This is a genomic window from Vibrio sp. MEBiC08052, assembly GCF_001506075.1.
Lineage (GTDB): Bacteria > Pseudomonadota > Gammaproteobacteria > Enterobacterales > Vibrionaceae > Vibrio.
In genome coordinates this window covers 3,540,975-3,560,061 of record NZ_KQ947475.1, presented here as the reverse complement: position 1 = coordinate 3,560,061, position 19,087 = coordinate 3,540,975, and the positions used below count along the sequence as shown (strand labels likewise).

The following is a 19,087-nucleotide window of genomic DNA, read 5'->3' as shown; positions in this document are numbered from 1 at the left end:
ATTCCACAGGTCGGGACCAACGTGTGTTGATGGCGCTGACATGGTCTTAACCCAAAATTAACCCTTATATGATAAAAAAATATAAGTCAATAGAATGATTCCTCTCACACATATTTTAAATGTGACTAAGTTCAAAAAATTAGAAAGCAACGAACAAGTTTATGCTATCGAAGTCACAATTATTTCGGCTCATAATCACTCTCGACATAACGAAATAATAAATACAACCAACAACGAATATGGGTGAGATTATGAAAAAACAACTATCACTAGCTGCCGTTACTGCAATTGCAACGCTACTTTCAGCCAATGTATTTGCATCTGAATCACAATACGACATGAGTATTTATACGCTGCCAGAACAGGCGATTGTCAAAGTGACTGAAAACGGCCAACCTGTCAGTCAGGTTCCTGTTGAAGTTGATGGTGGCAGTCAGCATCAAACATTAATGACTTCAGAACACGGTACTGTCATTGTTGAAAACAATGAAAACCATGCTCGTAGCTTCAAAATTAGTGTCCATGAACCAAACGGTGAAAAACTCGTCACTCATCGCTTTATTTCAGTACAACACTAATCCAAATTGATTCTGTCCATAGGGCTTTCGGGCCCAACCTAAGTAACAGGGGAGCACTGCTCCCCTGTTTTATATTTGAAGAATGTTCTATATCACAGCTGACGATATCAATATCAGGGTAATTCAGATAATGAGAAAGAGCATTTACATTATGAAACTACTCACTTAAACTAATAGTGTTATTGATATATATTATGAGTCGCTTCTTAAACATCCAGCCACCGATAGTCCCACTTTGGATGGTCTTCGAGCTACTTATACGACTATGTCTCTATGAAAAATATGATGTGTAACAATCCAGTAACGTCATCTAACATGGACGTTTGATGCTGATTTTACCAAATAACAACTTTGCTGGAGATATTACGTAAAATAAAAAGGAAAGCTACAGTAATCAGAAGCAGAGTCGTCGTTCATTGAGCAACGAACTATAAAATAATATTGCTATGGAATATGTTTACTTATGGACAAGTTAAGATTATTCGAACTCTCAAATCAGTTGCGGTATGTCAACAACTTAGACTCAGCTCATACATGGTTTCGTGAACTACAGAACGAAATCAACTTTAATTTTAGTATTCTTGCGCTGTTTGACGACAACAATACACCGAAATCTGTCTGTTATGGTTTTTCTTCCACCCTGTTTTCTGAATGCTTTAGGAAAAAAAACTCAGATGGTGATTTTTTAGTCCACGTATTGCAACACTCGAACAGCCACATCACAACACTGATGGATTCTCATACTCATCCCGACTACGGTAAACGTTTACTTTTGACCAGTAATTATGGCAACCAAAAAAACATTTACCTGACTTCGTTTGGTGACCGACAACCTTCCAGTGAAGAAATCAATGCATTATATCTGTTAACACCACATCTCAATATCGTGCTAAACCAAATATCGGAACACAATACACTAGCTAAACCTTTTATTCCTGAAAACCGACTTACCGGTAGAGAACAAGAATTACTCGCTTGGCTTAAGATTGGTAAGAGTAACTGGGAAATCAGTCGTCTACTCAATATTAACGAATGCACGGTTAAGTACCATCTACAAAACATTTATCGCAAACTCGGGGTCCACAATCGTATACATGCAGTATCTAAAGCAACAGAATTTGGTTGGTATGAGCATGTTGAGAAAAGGCTTAGGACGAATGCCTAAGCCTTTTTGTACAAAAGATTGAGTAAAATCAAGCAACCTGTGGTTTACCCTGAGCTGTCAGCACCTTTTTGCTCGTTATCTTCAGTAATGCAGGTACGAGAAGTAAGTCCAGTATTAACGCAATTAAGATGGTAACTGCGGTCATAAGCCCCATGTCCGCATTCATTTTGAAAGAACTACAGGCCAGTACAAAGAAACCAGCACTGAGTACAATTGAAGTACCAATAACGGCTACACCCGTTTCTTTCACTGCTGCAATAATCGATTCTTCTTCCGATTTACCTTTAGTTTGCAAGGTATGTGTATGGTAGCGATACAACAAATGAATCGTGTCATCAACAACAATCCCCAACGTCATACTTGCAATGACAGAGAGACTCAGTCCGACTTCACCAATACTCAACCCCCACAATCCAAATGCAATAGATGCAGGTAAAATGTTAGGTAAAATACTGATCACACCAAGTCTGAATGAACGTAAAATAACGCCAATCAAGAATGAAATGACCAATAGAGCTGCAGCAGAGGCAGTTAGCATATTCACATTATTACGGTAGCCAATATGAGCAAACATGATGTCAGCACTCACTCCGGGGCTGACACTACTCTCAGGAAACAGCCCTAGTAGCTTGCTACGCAGCATAGACTCTAACCTAATCAAATCATTTGATGACATCTTCTTCGCAGTAACCACAACGCGAAGCTCTTTTTTATCTAATGCCACTTGATTGCTCAAATTCAAGCCATACGGCAATGACATGTCGTATAGTAACAGGGTCTGTGCAGACAGATCCGGGTCAGTCGCCAGACGATATTCTCCTGCTTGATTGTTGTGCAGGCTACTATTTAACCGTTTCATTATGTCAGTCAACGATTGAACATGGTAGACCCCTTTAGTTTCACGCGCTTGTTGAACAAATTGATCTAACTTATGTAGGAAGTCCGGAGATGTCACTAATTCGTCCGCCTCCGGACGAATTGCATACTGGATACTCGCAACACCGGTTAGATTGGCATAAGTGAAGTCATTTGCCTGACGTACTGCATAAGACTCATCAAAATATTCAAATAACGTATCATCAATGTCATTGCGAACTAGATTCGCGGCAATCACACCCCCGACAAACACAACCATCGCAATCTTTATTCCAGGTTTCACCATTGCCCAGCGAGCTATCGCTTCAAGAGGTTTGACCAATTGCTGTTGTTTAACCATATGACTACGCCGAGCGGGTAAGAGAGTAAGCATGGCCGGAATAAAAAATAATGTCAGGAGCATGGCTGCCACGACCCCGATCGAAGTGATATTACCTAAATCATTGAACGGGGGAGACTCACTAAAATTCATAGAAAGAAAGCCAACAGCAGTTGTGAAACTAGTCAGAATGATGGGCAAACGATGTTTTTCCATCGACTGCTGCAATGCCAATAGTTTTTCCTCCCCTTTATTCAATGCGTGCTTATAACCTTGCAAATAGTGGATACAGTCAGCGACAGCCATCGTCAGAATAATCAGCGGAGCTGATGCAGAAGGTGACGTAATTGCGATCCCTAACCATCCGGCAGCCCCTAGGGCAATGAAAACAGAAGAAATAATGGTTAATGCTACAACCACTGAACTCCACAGACTACGCAGATAGATTCCCGTACCGACAATAATCAGCAACAGAGCACCTGGCACTAAACTTCCCATGTCACGTTGCGTTGCCTCACCGAAGGCATCGTTTTGCATAATTTGACCAGTGAGATAAAACTGTACATTTGGGTAGCGAGACTGCACTTCCGCAATTTTGTCTTGCCAAAACTGAGCAACCTTACGCACTTCTTCAGACTGACCTTCTGTTGTCAAATGCACTAATACGTTAATCGCTGTAGAATGAGCATTTTGCGACAAATAACGGTTAACCAACTCTGGCTGTTTAAGAGCATACGCTTTCTTTTCTGCCAATAACTTGTTGTCTGTCAGTTGCTCTGTATTCACAAAGTCTTCGACTATCAGATCGTCCTCTTGTGCATGGGTATACTGATAGTTTGTCAGAGAATCGACACGGAAAGAATACGGAGTTTGCCAACCATACTCGGTTAGCTCAAGCACTGCTTTTAAAACATTTTCTTGAAACACATCACCAAATTTTGGATGTAATACAATCAGCACACTATCATTGCTATTGTACTTTTCCTCAATATTTTCGAATGCAATCAAATCGGGGTTATCGTGACTAAAAAAGACTTTATAGTCATTATTTAAGCTAAGTTTTCCTAGACCAACAAATGCTAGGGCCATGAAGCTAAGCCAAACTACGAGGGCAAGCAAGGCTCTGATTTTTTTCCATTTTTTCATTATTCAAGACTTCCTTTGAATTAAGCCTGTTGCGTTGCCAATACAGACAGACGATGGTTTTCTATTTCTATTGCTTCTGCTTTTACTTTGTTTACTGCTTTTTCGATCGCTTCATCTGGATCGACGAGCAGTGGTAATTCCAAGTGTTCGACAATAGTTAGCAGTCGACGACGAAGCTCACCTTCTACTGTGATGTACGGAATGTGGAGCTCTTTGACAGTGGAAAGCAGAAGATCATTGGAGAGTTTTCTGAACCGTTCGGACACTGGACGGTGACCATCCTCAACCAAATCAAACTCAATCGGTAAATGAATAAACTTACTGTAAGTTTTTTTGGCATGGCGTTTCGCTACATTACCGAAAGCATCAATATAACCTCGATGAATAGACGCATATGGCTTACCGACAAATCGTTTTATGGCAAGGGCGAAATCACTGTCATTCGGATTAATACCGGTCTCTAATCGTGCCGCACCATATACCCATTCGTGCAGACAGGATCCATCCGAGAAAAAGCGATCACCACTGCGTTCTTCGTTAACGACACGTTCACTCAAACGACTCAGCCCCAAATTAAGCAGCTCGGCCGGGGTGCATTGTTCCAGCGTTTTTCCCGGCACCGCATCTGGTAAAATCTCACGCATCGTCCGTGCTTGAGTCCTAGGGACTTGAGTTGCAATGGCCAACGCTTCTGTCAATGTGGTTTTTCCCGTTGAATAAGTTCCTGATATAGCTATTTTCATGCAGCTTCTCCCTGAGGTAATTGGTGACAAAGTTTGGCAGTTATCTTGAATTCAGGGTGACCGGATATCGAACCATTGACGGTTGCAAGTCTCCATGCAGAATCTTTCTTTTTCACCAGAGAGCTCTTCATATTACGCAACGTGAGTATGTGTTTACGGCGCGGAATAATAGGATATGGTGTTGTAACAGAAACAGAACGCATCCATAAATTGTGCGTTTCATTGCGATCCAGCTTATCAAGTCGATACATCACCAACTGCGATAACTGGGCAAAACATGTTAGCCAGTCAACGATCATCATGGCATTGGGTATTGTCCCATAGCACCAGATGAGGGCTTACCAGAACATTTAAACAACAGCTCACTGGACACTTCATCAATTGAGTCACAAAAGGTACTGTTAGCAAGGTGGCAATGACGCAATCGAAAATCACTGGAGAAATACTCATCGTCATCCGTAACTGACGCAATATGTAGTGCTGAATCAGTCACAACCTCATGATCAATGACCACTTCAATCTCCATACTATCGAGCTTAGTTTTTACTCGTGTTAACATACCAAACATGCTGTCGTAAGATCCGGTGGTATCCAGCAACTCAGCAGAAAGTCTGACAGCATCCAGATCTTCCACAGCATCAGCCCCAGCTTTAATCGATACATGGCGTATCCATGCTTGCGCCGATTGGTGAGAAGAAAGCTGATAATGACGTTTGATAATGCCGTAAGAAACGCGACCAGCAATCAAGAACGCATCAATCGTACTCAGATGAGGACGGCGATACTGTATCTTTTTCTGCGACCAGCCAGTTCGGTACGCAATACTCACACTCCCTTGTGCAGAGTCATTCCCATAATTGATATTACATTCATACTCTGTGCGTTTGTAACCTTCACCGAAATAACGCTGCTCAGAGGGACCAAGAATGTCATCAATACTGGTCACAACTTCATTAATCTCATTGATATCCTTACCTGAAAGATTAATATCCATAAAAAATACTCCTTGTATAAAAACCACATTTTTTCGTGGAATATTTATGCTACCTCTTGTATAAAATTTTTTATCCTATCCAACTGTCGACTCAACCTATCCGTTCGTATAGGTTTCGTTTCTAACTAAATTTTGTATATTTCGTAGCTAAACTCGTGTTTCAACAAGGAGTTGACTATGAGAATACCCACCACCCTATTAATTTTATTATCAACAAGTGCTCATGCACTCACTGGATTTGATATTGCAAGTGAAATGATCGCCCGAGACACTGGATATATTTCTTATACATCAGATGTAAATATGGCGATTACTGCAGCTAATGGTGACACCGTATACAGAGATCTGACCATTAAAGGGATTGAACAAGAGAACGACGGCGACAAAATTATCACTTACTTTCAAGCACCTCGTGATATTGCAGGCACCGCACTTTTAACGTTCAGTCATTCAATAAAAGCAGACGATCAATGGCTGTACCTTCCCTCGATTAAACGGGTCAAACGTATCTCCTCAAACAACCGTTCGGGACCATTTATGGGCAGTGAATTCGCTTACGAAGACATGAGTTCTTGGGAGTTAGATAAATATAGCTATGAGTTAGTCGGAGAAAAAATGCTGGATGGAAAAAGCTATTGGTTATTGAGTTGTTTCCCTCGCTATGAGAATTCTGGCTACTCCAAACTTATCGCCTGGATTGATCAAGATATCTATCAACCAAGAAAAATCGAGTATTACGACCGTAAAGGGGAGCTATTTAAACGACTGAGCCTGTCTCAATATGAGCTTTATAATCAACATTACTGGCGTCCTGAATTTTCACAAATGGACAACTTGCAAAATAAGCGTTCATCTTCATTAACGTGGAAAAATATGACCCTAGGCAGCAATGTTCCACAAGCTCAGTTCGAACCCAAACAACTGCGCAATACATATAGGTACAACTAATGGCAACAAAGCATCAATACTTCGCTGCCATGTTGACACTCAGTTTAATTCCCCCGTATGGGCTGATTGGCAAACCGAAGGTTTTGTTAGTATTACAACTGATATATACAAAGACGACGCACAATCAGGACAGTGTTGCGATATATTTGCTAACCGCGCATTACTCGCTCCCCGACTATTGTGGTGGAACGACTCAAACTGGTCAGCAACGCTAAGTCCTTATATCGAGTATGAAGCTCAATCTAAACAAGGATTTATCAATCTCAGAGAAGCCAATATCACCTATACCGATAACAATATCGAATGGCTGTTTGGCTACGGAATGATTTATTGGGGCGTGACAGAAGTCTACCAGCCCGTCAATATCGTCAATCAATATGATGGACACATTTCACTTGGGACAGAGGAAAAGATGGGCCAACCCATGTTACAAGCACGTTGGTTACCCAAATGGGGGGAAGTTCAAATGCTACTGCTTCCTTTTCATCAAAAACGCCATTTTCGAGAACCAGACCAGCGTCGAACCTTAACTAAAAGCGTCAGTAACCACCCTCTTTATCCCGATGGTGAAAACAAAGTTGATAGCGCTGTTCGCGTCAGCTTTTGGCAAGATGCTTTAGATGTCGCCCTTAGTGCTTTTTATGGTAATAGTCGTGAACCTCGATTGGTGGAACAAACCAACGACTGGCTGGCTTCTTACGCCAAAATATTTCAGCTAGGGACCGAATTACAATGGACTCAAGACGATTTACTGCTTAAGTGGGAAAGCACCTATAAGTCAGGAGAAGGCAAAGACTACGAAACGCTTGTCACCGGATTTGAATACTCAGTTTATGGGTTCTCATTCAGCCGGGGAACACTTGGATTGATCACTGAATACACATGGGATAATCGTGATAGCTCCGCTCCTCCGACGATTTACAACAACGACATATTTCTCGGTTTACGCTGGAAGGCAAACGATATCAAAGATACAGAGTTTTTATTCTCTGGATTATTCGATCTAGAAGAGACATCAGCCCTTTACAAACTAACAGCATCAGGCCGGATCAACAAAAATTGGAAATGGGTCGCGGAAAGTTACTACCTTTCCGCCATGAATCGTAATGAACCCATTGCATACTTAAAAAATGATAGTTATTTCTCAATCGGTGCAGAATACAATTTTTAGAAATACCAAAGCCAATCATGAATCATATCAACAATTTCTCCCTAAGCTGATTTGCTTTTCATTGAACCGCCATCGCCAGCAAACTGATCGGATGGATCGCATCAAGCCGGGTGTTTTCCTCAATCTGCCATTTACAGGTTTCACAATCCGTGATTACCAGATCCGCACCGGATTGATCAATCGATTCAAACAAATGTGCACCGATCTTCATCGATACCGGATAGTTCTCGGCCTTAAAACCATACGTTCCGGCCAGGCCACAACATTCACTATCCAGCACCGTGACAGTAACCCCCGGAATCATTTTCAGTAACTCAATGGTAAATATCGCTTGTCCGCTGCGTTCCAAATGACAAGGCGTGTGATACACCACATTCAAATTCAATGGTTTCATCACCGGTTGCTGCCCATTCATAAATGATCGCAGTAAAAAGCGCGTCACATATTCGATTTTGTCAGCAACCTGAGCATTATCGACCCCCAGCACATGTGGATATTCCTGCTGCAAGGTAAACGAGCAGGTGGATGACGTGGCAAGAATCGGCGTTTGATAATCCCGCACAGCCGCGATCATCGATTGAACATTTGCCTCAGCATTCTGGCGCGCTTTATGATGAAATCCGTTCGCCATCAAAGGAACACCACAACATTTTTCACGCTCCAACAAGCGAACACCAATATTCATCGCATTCATGACTTTGATGAAGTCTTTCCCCAGTTGCGGATGGTTGTAGTTCACATAACAGCCGTGAAAATAAGTCACCTGATGCTGATACAACGGCTGACGGGTGCAGTTTTGTCTGAACCAGCGTCTGAATGTCCCGTGTGAATACTTGGGTAATGATTTATGTTGATCAACACCGATGGTCCGATGCATGGCTTTTTTGACAATCGGTAAAGCGGTCGTCGCATTGATAATCGGTGCCAACGGTGATGCCAGTGTACCGAACAGATCGGTATGACTGAGTACATAATCACGGATTCGTTTCGGATTGAGCGGCTCCTGACCATATTTCCCTCGGGCCACGGCAATGATATCGCCAATTTTGACCCCGGAAGGACATGCGGTTTCACACCGTTTGCAATTGGTACAATATTTCAATGCTTCATCGTAATAAGCCGGATTTTTGATCCGTAAGCGCTCCCCATCAGGGCCACACTGCTTCGGACCCGGATAGTCAGGATTTGCCTTCGAAACCGGGCAGTAAGCGGTACATACCGTACACTTGATACACTGTTCGAACGAGGTCCCCTGAGGGGCAAGCTGAGTAAAAGGACGATTCATGACAGAGCCTCCTGACAAGTCGCCGGGCAAACATGATGGCCCATACATTGTTCAATGGCATGATAGGCCGTGGCAATGGCAACCCCGCCACCACTGCCTTCAAAAACCGGGTCATATCCGGCCAGCATGGCACCGCAACAATAAAGGTTATCGATGCGCTGACCGCGATAACTCGGATGAAGATGGGCGTCAGTTGACACACCAAAGGTCATAAACGGATGTGGTTGATCAGCAATAAAATCATGCGTTCCCCATTGGGTTCGCGGAGTCATTTGAGCAACATCCAAACCGAAAACCGGTTCTTTGATCGCCTGTCGTGATGCCTGAAGCCCCTGACTGAAATAACTACCGGTCGCCATGATATAGTGCCCGGCACGAACCGGAATATCGGTCAGATTACGGGTATACACTTCTGTCAGACGATGCCCTTCAAAGTGTCCTCCGAGAACTTGATCTCCTTTGAGATGAATGCCTCCCGCCTGTATAAAAATCCGGTGTAAAGCCGCTTCAAGGCGGATGCCCATCAACGAAGGCGGCATGGTCGGGACTTCATGAAAGTAACGTTGCGTTGCCTGTTGTAATTGCGCCAAGGTTGTCATCCCACCACCATGACCAACCACCGCTGGCAAAATCACCAAATCATCAGCGCAGGTCATTCGGGTCAGTTGCTCACAAAATGACGACCAAACTGATGCCTGTTGCAACGAGTGAGCAATATCCAGCGAGCGCCTTTCACAAGGATGACGCTGATCGTGCGCAACGCTGGGGAGACGAATGGTAGCAATCCGTATCGGTATCCCGGCAAAATCAGCCACGCGGGCTAAATTATCTTTCAGGATCTGAGGCTGAAAATCACGGTACCCAGCCAGCGCAACAATCACGATTTCGCGGAAACTCGCTTGCGAACGGTGCTGATACACATATGGCTGAGATAGCCAAGTCGCTTTCAGGGTGCCAAACGGTGTAATGCGCCAGTGGTTCGCATAATCCGGCTGATGAGAAAGCTGGATCTCCGCGGCCAGCATCTCTTTAAACCACAGCAGACTCTGCTCCACAACCGACCGGCCGACTTTCACATACGGATGTAAGTCCGTCTGTCCCGGTAATGCTGAGGAACCGAATTGGTGCTGTTGTAACTGAAGAATGGCGGCGAAAGGATCTTCAACCCGCTCACCCGTTGGCAGACGCCCCAATACATCAATGGAGCCTGAAGAAAAATGCAACGCACTCTGCCCCTGACTAATCAGCACGGTTTTCTTTCCCGCCTGTTGACTGCGGATCGCCGCACTATATCCGGCAATCCCACCGCCAATCACGGCAATATCATAATCCATCATTGGCGTTCCTCCTGCTGAATATCCGAATCCATCTGCGGTTGCTCTCCCACGCCAAGCAGTCCCTGATAAATCCAGTAACTAAATTCCGCTTCCCGCAGCGCATTGCCCCAGAAGATCGGCTTAATCCCTTTCCAGCGTTCTTCCAGAAAATCAGTCAACAAGGCGCCGGATTCACACCCATCCATACCGGCATATTCAGAAAACAGCGCGGCTGCCCGATAACTACACAGTTCCCCCTGACAAGGCCCCATCCCTAATCGGGTCCGACGCCTGAGATCCATGAGGTTTTTTACATCCAGCTGTTGAATTGCATATTCGATCTCACCGGTGGTGACCATCTCACACTCGCATATAACGGCCTGACTCTCAGGACTATCCGTTAAAAATTTTTCGGCGCGTTCACCGTGACGATAAATGGCTGATTCATAAACCGGCTTGGCAAGGCTGGCTGTTTTTTTCGCCTTCTTCGGCATCCCGTTTGCTCCGGGCAGCGGTTTGAGATGTGTTTGACACGGGGCTGAATGACCCAATTTTTGAGCGACCATATCCGTTGCCCATTCGGCCATGAGACGATAGGTCATCAGCTTACCACCGGTAATCGTCGTCAACCCTTTCAGGCCATCCCGCGCTTCATGATCGAGTAATACGATCCCCCGGCTGATATTACGTCCGCTGCCATCATCATCAACAGATACTAATGGCCGCACACCGGCATATGCCCGTAATACCCGAGTATTAGCCATAATCGGGGCTAACTTTTCCCCTTCTTTCAGCAGCAAATCAACCTCTCGCTCCGTCACCTGTAAATTATCAATCTGGTCATAATCGACATGCTCAGAGGTAGTACCGATTAAAGAAATGGTATCACCGGGAACGAGGATATCGGCATCGGCCGGTTTGCGGCAGCGATTAATTACGAGGTTATTAATGCGGTAATCGAGGATCAGCAAAGACCCTTTGGCGGGAAACATACGAATCTTCAGGTCAGCATATTCGCAAATATTCTGCCCCCAGATGCCAGCGGCATTCACCACCTGTCTGGCATAGATATCAAGGTGTTCACGGGTATCCGAACGCCAGACCCGGACACCAAGCACCGTATCTCCCTGACGAATCAAGCCTTGGACATGTGTCCGGTTCAAAACACGTGCACCATGTTCTTTCGCATCCAGAACATTCGCACTACACAGGCGAAACGGGTCTAATGTACCATCAGGCACTTTGACGGCCCCAAGCAACTGTGGATTGACATGAGGTTCTAACGCCAGTGCCTCTCCGGGACTTAAACGCGTCGTCTCAATACCAGCAACGCCACACGCCTTGACGAACGTATCCTGATAAGCCAAATCATCTTCCGGTAAAGTGACAAATAAACCGTTGGTCGGTTCAACACAGTGTCTGGCTATCCGTCTGAGGATCTGATTTTCCTGAATGCATTCCTTTGCTGACTCGGGATCGGTCACTGCATAACGCGCCCCCGAATGTAATAAACCATGATTTCGCCCCGTCGTCCCGGAAGCAATGTCATCCCGTTCCAGTAAAATACAGTCGATGCCCCGCAACGCACAGTCACGCATGATCCCGGTGCCTGTTGCACCACCACCAATAATAACGACATCTGTTTCTAATCTTCGGGCAACCGCCATGAATATGAACCTTCTGATATCAATGCACTTACAAATAGTGTGTCATTTATTATCTTAAATGTTCGATATATTGCTCACAAAAGAGCGAACGAACATTTCAATCATCATCTCGTACAATTAAAGATCGTCATATCATGAGGTTTATCACAACTATCACCCGCTCAGAAAACAGCAGCTGTCAGCTGATGAATGATCGAAGTACAACCCCACATACGCTCAATCATGGCAAGTAAACCACCAACCCAAAATCACAACATTTATCAAACATTTTTTTAAATAAATATTAAAAACATGAGCTATTTCTCGGCTCAAAGCGATATTTGAACCGCATCATTGCCCCATTAAACAGAATGTCGTACTTTAAAATAATGCTCTAATTAACAAAAATAGAAATAAAAGAGACACAATTGTGCTCGAACACTCATTAATTATGTTTGTTTGTTTTCGCAAAAAGAATTCTATGCAGAATAAGCCCTGCATAATATGAGTAAAACAAGGACTCTTACCTATGGCTCGTACAAAACAACATACCCTATTAGGGGAATGCATCGCTGAATTTATCGGAACAGGGTTACTGATATTTTTCGGTGTTGGCTGTGTGGCAGCTCTGGTCCTCACCGGTGCTTCATATGGACAATGGGAAATCAGTATCATTTGGGGGTTCGGTGTGTCGATTGCGATCTATTGCACGGCAGGTGTCTCCGGAGCACATATTAATCCCGCAGTCACGATAGCTCTGGCAGCATTCCACGGTTTTAACAAAGCAAAAGTACTCCCTTACATCGCATCACAAATCCTCGGGGCATTTTGCTCTGCGGCATTGATTTACGCGTTGTATAGCAATCTATTCGTCAACTATGAAGTCACTCATGGCATACTACGCAGCAGTCAGGAGGCACTCGCAACCGCCGGTATTTTTTCAACCTATCCGAATGCATCGTTATCCTTTTTTGGTGCCGTTGCCGTTGAGTTTACCATTACTGCAGTCCTGATGTTTGCGATTCTGGCGCTCGGCGATGAAAATAACGGGGCACACAGAAACGCAATGAACCCACTGTTGATCGGTGTTCTGATTGCCGTCATCGGCAGCTCATTAGGGCCATTGACCGGCTTTGCCATGAACCCAGCCCGGGACTTCGGCCCCAAACTTTTCGCTTATCTGGCAGGTTGGGACTTTGCCTTGACCGGTGGTAAGGATATCCCCTATTTTATTGTGCCGATCATCGGACCGATTGCCGGTGCGTGCTTCGGGGCCTGGGCCTATCCTAAGTTCATTGCAGCATACCTGCCGACAGTGGGTGTGGGTTGTACAATCCCGAATCAGTGTGATGTAACTGAAGAAGAGAATACCGAAGCGCATATTTAACTGCACTGAATCCCGTAACAAACAATAGCAACAAAAAGAAGTTAAGCAGCGACTTAATAAAACATGAAACAATAAAAGATGAAGGAATGAACCATGACTGAGCAAAAATATGTCGTTGCCCTTGATCAAGGGACCACAAGCTCAAGGGCCGTCGTACTCGACCATGACGCCAATATCGTCAGTGTATCTCAGCGTGAATTTACTCAAATTTATCCCGAAGCCGGCTGGGTCGAACATGACCCGATGGAAATCTATGCAACCCAGAGTTCAACATTAATCGAAGCAATTGGTAAGGCTGGGATTCGCAGTGACGAAGTGGCAGCCATCGGGATTACCAACCAACGTGAAACAACCATTGTCTGGAATAAAGAAACCGGTAAACCGGTCTACAATGCAATTGTCTGGCAATGTCGTCGTACCGCAGAGATCTGTGAAACCCTCAAAGCACGCGGACTAGAATCCTATATCCGGGAAAATACCGGGCTGTTATTAGACCCCTATTTTTCCGGGACAAAAATCAAATGGATTCTGGATAATGTTGAAGGTGCCCGTGAAGATGCTGAAGCCGGCAAACTGCTGTTTGGTACAGTGGATACTTGGCTGGTGTGGAAAATGACTCAAGGACGCGTCCATGTCACGGACTACACCAACGCATCCCGGACCATGCTGTTCAACATCAACACCTTGCAGTGGGATGAGAAAATTCTCTCTGAATTTGCTATTCCACTCTCAATGATGCCGGAGGTCAAAAAATCCTCGGAAGTTTACGGTAAAACCAACATCGGTGGTAAAGGGGGAACCCGGATTCCAATTGCCGGGATTGCCGGAGACCAGCAAGCCGCACTGTACGGGCAAATGTGTGTTCAGGCAGGACAAGCGAAGAACACCTATGGAACCGGCTGCTTCCTGTTGATGAATACCGGTCAGGAAAAAGTCATCTCCAGTAATGGCCTGTTGACCACACTGGCCTGTGGCCCGAATGGCGAACCCGCTTACGCACTTGAAGGTGCAGTGTTTATGGGGGGGGCTGCGATTCAATGGCTCAGAGATGAACTGAAACTCATCTCCGATGCCAGAGATTCCGAATACTTTGCCACCAAAGAAGACACGGCAAACGGTGTGTACGTGGTGCCGGCATTCACCGGTCTAGGCGCTCCCTATTGGGATGCCTACGCGCGCGGCACGATTGTCGGTCTGACCCGGGGCGTCAATTCAAACCATATCATCCGAGCCACACTCGAAAGTATCGCCTATCAGACACGTGATGTGCTCGATGCCATGCAGGCAGACTCCGGTATTAAGCTGGCCGGGCTGAGAGTGGACGGCGGTGCGGTTGCCAATAACTTCCTGATGCAGTTCCAGGCCGATGTGCTTGATACTCAGGTACACCGTCCGAAAGTCACTGAAGTGACCGCCTTGGGAGCCGCCTATCTTGCCGGCCTTGCAGTTGGTTTCTGGGATAGTCTGGACGAACTGAAAAACAAAGCAGAGATTGATCGCACCTTCTCACCACATCACGATGAAGAAAAGCGGCAACGTCGTTATAAAGGCTGGAGACGCGCTGTTAAATGCGCCCAAAGCTGGGCAGAAATGCATAACGAAGAGTAATCAGACGCACCGATTACGCAAAGCGCTAAGCCAGATTGGCTTAGCGCTTTTTTATTGACACATTTTTATTAGCACAAATGGGTATTGCCGCACGAAATCGAGCAGCGCTACTTCACCACACACATCGGCGTGCCCGCAATCGGATCCCGGTGAATTTCGGCATCCAGCTCAAAGACATCCGCCAGCAACTGCGTGGTTAATATCTCTGTCGGTGCTCCTTGCGCCACCACTTGCCCGGCTTTCATCACCACCAAATGATCACAATAGCGGCAGGCCTGATTAATATCGTGCAAAACCGTCACTAATGTTTTCCCTTCGTGATTCAAACGACGTATCAGTTTCATCAGTTCAACCTGATGGTTTAAATCGAGATAGGTGGTCGGCTCATCGAGAAAGACATAATCTGTATCCTGCGCCAAAGTCATCGCTAACCAGACCCGTTGACACTGGCCGCCGGAAAGTTCAGCGATTTTTCGCTCGGCAAAGGCGGTGACCCCGGTTAACTGCATCGCTTGCTCGACTTGCCGCTGATCGGTCTGTGTTAACTGTCCCCAGAAACCGGTATAAGGACTACGGCCATAGCCAACCACATCCCGAACTAAGATGCCTTCCGGAACTTCCTGAGACTGAGGCAACAGCGATAATACCCGCGCAATTGCCTGTGATGAGTAATGACGGATATCTTTGCCTTGCCACTGAACCATTCCTGACTGCGGCGTGAGAATACGAACCAAGGCTTTCAGAAGGGTTGATTTGCCACACCCATTCGGCCCGAGTAAAGCGGTAACCTTGCCTTCCAAAATCTGCAAATTTACCTGCTGAACAATCGGTGTATCACCGTATCCGACATCAAGATTTTCGGTCTTCAGTCCCATCTTTATCTCATTTTGACTAATAAATACAAAAAGTAAGGCGCACCGATTGCAGCGGTCAGAATCCCGGCCGGAAGTTCAATCGGTGGATCAATCACCCGCGAGGCAAAATCTGCAACCAGTAAGATCAGTGCCCCGACTAACATGCCTGTCGGCAGCAAAATTTGATGCTTACCGCCGACCAGTTGGCGCGCCAGATGCGGTGCAACCAGTCCCAAAAAGCTAATCGGCCCGCAAATCGCAACCGCTGCCGAAGTCCATCCCACCGCAATCGCCAACGCGATCAATCGCGTCAGACTAACCGTTACCCCGAGGCTGGTGGCCCGTTGTTCGCCTAATACCAGAATATTGAGCGGATGACTTAACCCCAGCACCACAGGTAGTAGTACGCACCACGGCAACAATAATTGAATTTGTTCCCAGCTTCTTCCCCATAAACTACCGGTCAGCCAGAGTAAGGCATTGTTGATATCTAACGGATGAATCAGCATGATGAAATCAATCGCACTGGCATAAAGCGCCGCAAGAGCCACACCGGTTATCGCCAGTTTCACCGGTGCCAGATTGCCCCGCACCAACAGCGCCAGAATGAATGCTGCAACAATCCCTCCGACCAGCGCAGCCCATGGCAGCCAGAAAACCGAGACGGCCGGAAACAGTGTCATCATTGCGACAGCCGCCAACCCGGCCCCGTGGCTGACACCCAGAATGTCGGGAGACGCGAGCGGATTACGAATCACCCCCTGAATCAACACCCCGGCAGTGGCTAACATCGCCCCGACTACAATCGCCACAATCGCGCGCGGAAAGCGGTATTCATAAATGGTAAAAGCAAAAGCCCCCTGATTGTGTAATCCGTGCCATAACTGCGTCCAACTGAGATCAACCGCCCCGTATTTCAGGCTGACGAAAAAACTGACCACAATAAGCCCGCTCAACAGCAGCGGCATCTTCAATCCATGATTCATCGTTCTTTCCTGACCAGATAGATAAAACAAGGCGCTCCCATCAATGCCAGCACAGCACCGGCTGGTGTTTCTGAGGGAAAAATCACCCAGCGACTAAAAATGTCAGCACTTAAGGTTAATATCGCGCCGACCAATGCCGCGCCCGGTATCAGCCAGCGCAAATCATAACCAAACAATTTCCGCGCCATATGCGGCACGATCAACCCGACAAATGCGATCGAACCGACCGCACTGACACACACGCCGACAATGATAAACACCAGTAATCCGGTCAACGCCCGTAGCCATGTCAGACGGACACCCAGACTTTTGACCCGTTCATCCCCCAGCGCCAATAAATTGAGCTTGGGAGAGAGCAGCCATGCCACCAGCAAAGCGACCGATAGCGACGGCCAGCTCAGCGAGACATGCTGCCAGCTCACACTGGCAAAAGAACCGGCGAGCCAAGTCATCACTCCGGAAGCTTGATCTTCCACCAAGATCACCATCGCTTTGGTCATCGCACCACACAACGCAGAGACCGCAATACCAGCCAAGACCAGTTGTTTACGCTCAGCACCACTACGCCATGCACCACCAAGCAGCACCACAATCGACCAAGCCAGCGCGCCGCCGATAATCGCGGCAACCGGCTGACTCACATAAGCTTGCTGTAACAACAGGGTTGATGTCAGCGCAACGCCCAAAGCGGCACCGGCATTGACACCAAACAGACTCGGCGATGCGAGCGGATTACGGGTCAGCGTCTGCATCAGCAACCCGGCAACCGCCAATCCGCCTCCCACTAATATCGCTTCAATTACTCTGGGCAGACGGATTTCAACAATCACAGTTTCGGCAATCGTCGGGGAATGAGACGATAAAAAAGCATCATAGGGGGTACTGAGTGACATCGGAATCGCAGAAAAAGCGCATAGCCCCCACCATCCGAGCACCAAAATCAAACCACTCAGACACAACAACAGCATCATACGCAACATATAAGAGTGAGCAGCTCCGGGAAATATAGCTCGGCGGGGAAAACTCATGACGATGACGGAACCAACTGAAGCAGATCTTTCGCCATATATTCAGCCGCCAGAATTCCCCGACAACGTGACCAAAGATTACCACTGACAGAAAACACATGGTGGGCTCGTACAGCACCTAACATTAGCCACAAGGGCTGCTTTTTCCACCGATGGATAATACTGTTCGGGGTATAGTCTCCGACGATTAAATAGTCAGGATTAATGGCCAACAACTGTTCTAGCCCAATCTGGTGGCTGGCCTGGTCATCATATAATGCCGGTGGCGATTGAAATCCTAACGCTTGCGCGACCCCGCCCGCATATGAATCATTGGCATGGGCATAAAAGCCATTTTCCCGCGCGACCCCAAATAGTAACGTTTTGCCTTGCAAAGCGTGCAGTTGCTGACGATATTGCGCCATCCGTTGTTGATGTAAATCTAAGCGTTGCTGCATCGCCTGTGCTTTGCCGACCACCTCACCGATGATCGCTGCGGCAGCGAGATTATCCGCATAAGTCTCGCGCCGAGAACGTAACATCAGTGTCGGAGCGATTTTATTCAGTGCGTCATACACCGCCGCATGGCGATCCACATCGGCAATAATCAGATCGGGTTTGAGCTCGGCAATCATCTCAAGTGACGGCTGAGAACGCGTCCCCACCGAAACCCAGTTAGAAAATTGCGCGCGGACAGCCGGGAGTATCCGTTCAGCATCTTTATCGTCAGCAATCCCGATCGGGCTCACATGCACGGCTGCCAATGCGTCGGCAAAAGAGAACTCCAGTACCACAATGCGCTTCGGGATATAATCGATGGAAAAAGTGCCACGTTGATCCTGCACCGTTACCGCCAGAACTGATGGTGCAAATCCACAAGAGAGCAAGAGTAGCAAAGCAACACGGCGCATAAAACATTTCAGCATGTGCAAAACATCCAAAAAATCAAAGCATTGAGCTATATAAATGAGAATTGTTCATATTACGAAAAACTCAGATATAACACCAGAAATAGGGAACTGTTTGTCGCAATCTCATTCGGCCTTACTAAGACAAAA

General features: G+C 46.3%; 17 protein-coding genes. 6 read left to right on the top strand and 11 right to left on the bottom strand.

The features are described 5' to 3' along the window. The first annotated feature begins 251 nt into the window (after positions 1–251). Together VRK_RS15275 and VRK_RS15270 are read left to right on the top strand one after the other, a co-directional pair. Positions 252–578 carry a hypothetical protein gene (locus VRK_RS15275; protein ID WP_157371928.1) on the top strand — a complete coding sequence of 109 codons (327 nt, stop codon included), beginning with the start codon at positions 252–254 and terminating at the stop codon, positions 576–578. A gap of 463 nt (positions 579–1,041) precedes the next feature. Further along, positions 1,042–1,743 (top strand): helix-turn-helix transcriptional regulator, encoded by a 702-nt coding sequence (locus tag VRK_RS15270; RefSeq protein ID WP_059122162.1) that lies wholly within the window; start codon positions 1,042–1,044, stop codon positions 1,741–1,743. A 28-nt stretch (positions 1,744–1,771) separates the two neighbouring features. Here the strand turns inward: VRK_RS15270 and VRK_RS15265 are convergent, their stop codons facing one another. From VRK_RS15265 to VRK_RS15255, 4 genes are read right to left on the bottom strand one after another with little or no spacing between them, the layout of a single operon-like run. Then, positions 1,772–4,084 (bottom strand): efflux RND transporter permease subunit, encoded by a 2,313-nt coding sequence (locus VRK_RS15265; RefSeq protein ID WP_059122161.1) that lies wholly within the window; start codon positions 4,082–4,084, stop codon positions 1,772–1,774. Between the two features lie 20 nt (positions 4,085–4,104). Further along, positions 4,105–4,827 (bottom strand): ATP/GTP-binding protein, encoded by a 723-nt coding sequence (locus VRK_RS15260; protein WP_059122160.1) that lies wholly within the window; start codon positions 4,825–4,827, stop codon positions 4,105–4,107. Next, positions 4,824–5,129, bottom strand: a complete 306-nt coding sequence (locus VRK_RS21495) for an AvrD family protein (RefSeq protein WP_231735788.1) — start codon at positions 5,127–5,129, stop codon at positions 4,824–4,826. The genes VRK_RS15260 and VRK_RS21495 overlap by 4 nt, the downstream gene beginning before the upstream one ends. Further along, positions 5,126–5,821 carry an AvrD family protein gene (locus tag VRK_RS15255; protein WP_231735787.1) on the bottom strand — a complete coding sequence of 232 codons (696 nt, stop codon included), beginning with the start codon at positions 5,819–5,821 and terminating at the stop codon, positions 5,126–5,128. The genes VRK_RS21495 and VRK_RS15255 overlap by 4 nt, the downstream gene beginning before the upstream one ends. 177 nt (positions 5,822–5,998) lie before the next feature. Between VRK_RS15255 and VRK_RS15250 the strand changes: the two genes are divergently transcribed. Further along, entirely contained in the window at positions 5,999–6,769 is a 771-nt protein-coding gene (locus VRK_RS15250) for an outer membrane lipoprotein-sorting protein (protein ID WP_059122159.1), read from the top strand. Beyond that, positions 6,711–7,940 carry a malate transporter gene (locus VRK_RS15245; protein WP_231735786.1) on the top strand — a complete coding sequence of 410 codons (1,230 nt, stop codon included), beginning with the start codon at positions 6,711–6,713 and terminating at the stop codon, positions 7,938–7,940. Before VRK_RS15250 ends, VRK_RS15245 begins: the two co-directional genes overlap by 59 nt. A gap of 58 nt (positions 7,941–7,998) precedes the next feature. Here VRK_RS15245 and glpC read toward each other — a convergent pair whose 3' ends face one another. Genes glpC through glpA form a run of 3 tightly spaced genes read right to left on the bottom strand, consistent with a single transcriptional unit; the run spans position 7,999 to position 12,208 of the window. Then, entirely contained in the window at positions 7,999–9,225 is a 1,227-nt protein-coding gene (glpC, locus tag VRK_RS15240) for an anaerobic glycerol-3-phosphate dehydrogenase subunit GlpC (RefSeq protein ID WP_059122158.1), read from the bottom strand. Further along, on the bottom strand, positions 9,222–10,562 hold the full coding sequence (gene glpB / locus VRK_RS15235) for a glycerol-3-phosphate dehydrogenase subunit GlpB (protein ID WP_059122157.1): 1,341 nt from the start codon (positions 10,560–10,562) through the stop codon (positions 9,222–9,224). The genes glpC and glpB overlap by 4 nt, the downstream gene beginning before the upstream one ends. Next, positions 10,559–12,208 (bottom strand): anaerobic glycerol-3-phosphate dehydrogenase subunit A, encoded by a 1,650-nt coding sequence (glpA, locus tag VRK_RS15230; protein WP_059122156.1) that lies wholly within the window; start codon positions 12,206–12,208, stop codon positions 10,559–10,561. The genes glpB and glpA overlap by 4 nt, the downstream gene beginning before the upstream one ends. A gap of 508 nt (positions 12,209–12,716) precedes the next feature. Here glpA and VRK_RS15225 point away from each other — a divergent pair. Further along, complete coding sequence (locus tag VRK_RS15225; protein WP_059122155.1) at positions 12,717–13,574, top strand: MIP/aquaporin family protein; 858 nt, start codon at positions 12,717–12,719, stop codon at positions 13,572–13,574. A 93-nt stretch (positions 13,575–13,667) separates the two neighbouring features. Continuing rightward, entirely contained in the window at positions 13,668–15,182 is a 1,515-nt protein-coding gene (gene glpK / locus VRK_RS15220; RefSeq protein WP_059122154.1) for a glycerol kinase GlpK, read from the top strand. A gap of 107 nt (positions 15,183–15,289) precedes the next feature. Here the strand turns inward: glpK and fecE are convergent, their stop codons facing one another. From fecE to VRK_RS15200, 4 genes are read right to left on the bottom strand one after another with little or no spacing between them, the layout of a single operon-like run. Further along, positions 15,290–16,057 (bottom strand): Fe(3+) dicitrate ABC transporter ATP-binding protein FecE, encoded by a 768-nt coding sequence (gene fecE / locus VRK_RS15215; RefSeq protein ID WP_059122153.1) that lies wholly within the window; start codon positions 16,055–16,057, stop codon positions 15,290–15,292. Positions 16,058–16,059: 2 nt separating this feature from the next. Beyond that, positions 16,060–17,022 carry a Fe(3+) dicitrate ABC transporter permease subunit FecD gene (gene fecD / locus VRK_RS15210; RefSeq protein ID WP_059122152.1) on the bottom strand — a complete coding sequence of 321 codons (963 nt, stop codon included), beginning with the start codon at positions 17,020–17,022 and terminating at the stop codon, positions 16,060–16,062. Further along, positions 17,019–18,050 carry an iron chelate uptake ABC transporter family permease subunit gene (locus VRK_RS15205; protein WP_231735785.1) on the bottom strand — a complete coding sequence of 344 codons (1,032 nt, stop codon included), beginning with the start codon at positions 18,048–18,050 and terminating at the stop codon, positions 17,019–17,021. Before VRK_RS15205 ends, fecD begins: the two co-directional genes overlap by 4 nt. Beyond that, entirely contained in the window at positions 18,047–18,955 is a 909-nt protein-coding gene (locus tag VRK_RS15200; RefSeq protein WP_059122150.1) for a Fe(3+) dicitrate ABC transporter substrate-binding protein, read from the bottom strand. Before VRK_RS15200 ends, VRK_RS15205 begins: the two co-directional genes overlap by 4 nt. Positions 18,956–19,087 lie beyond the last annotated feature (132 nt).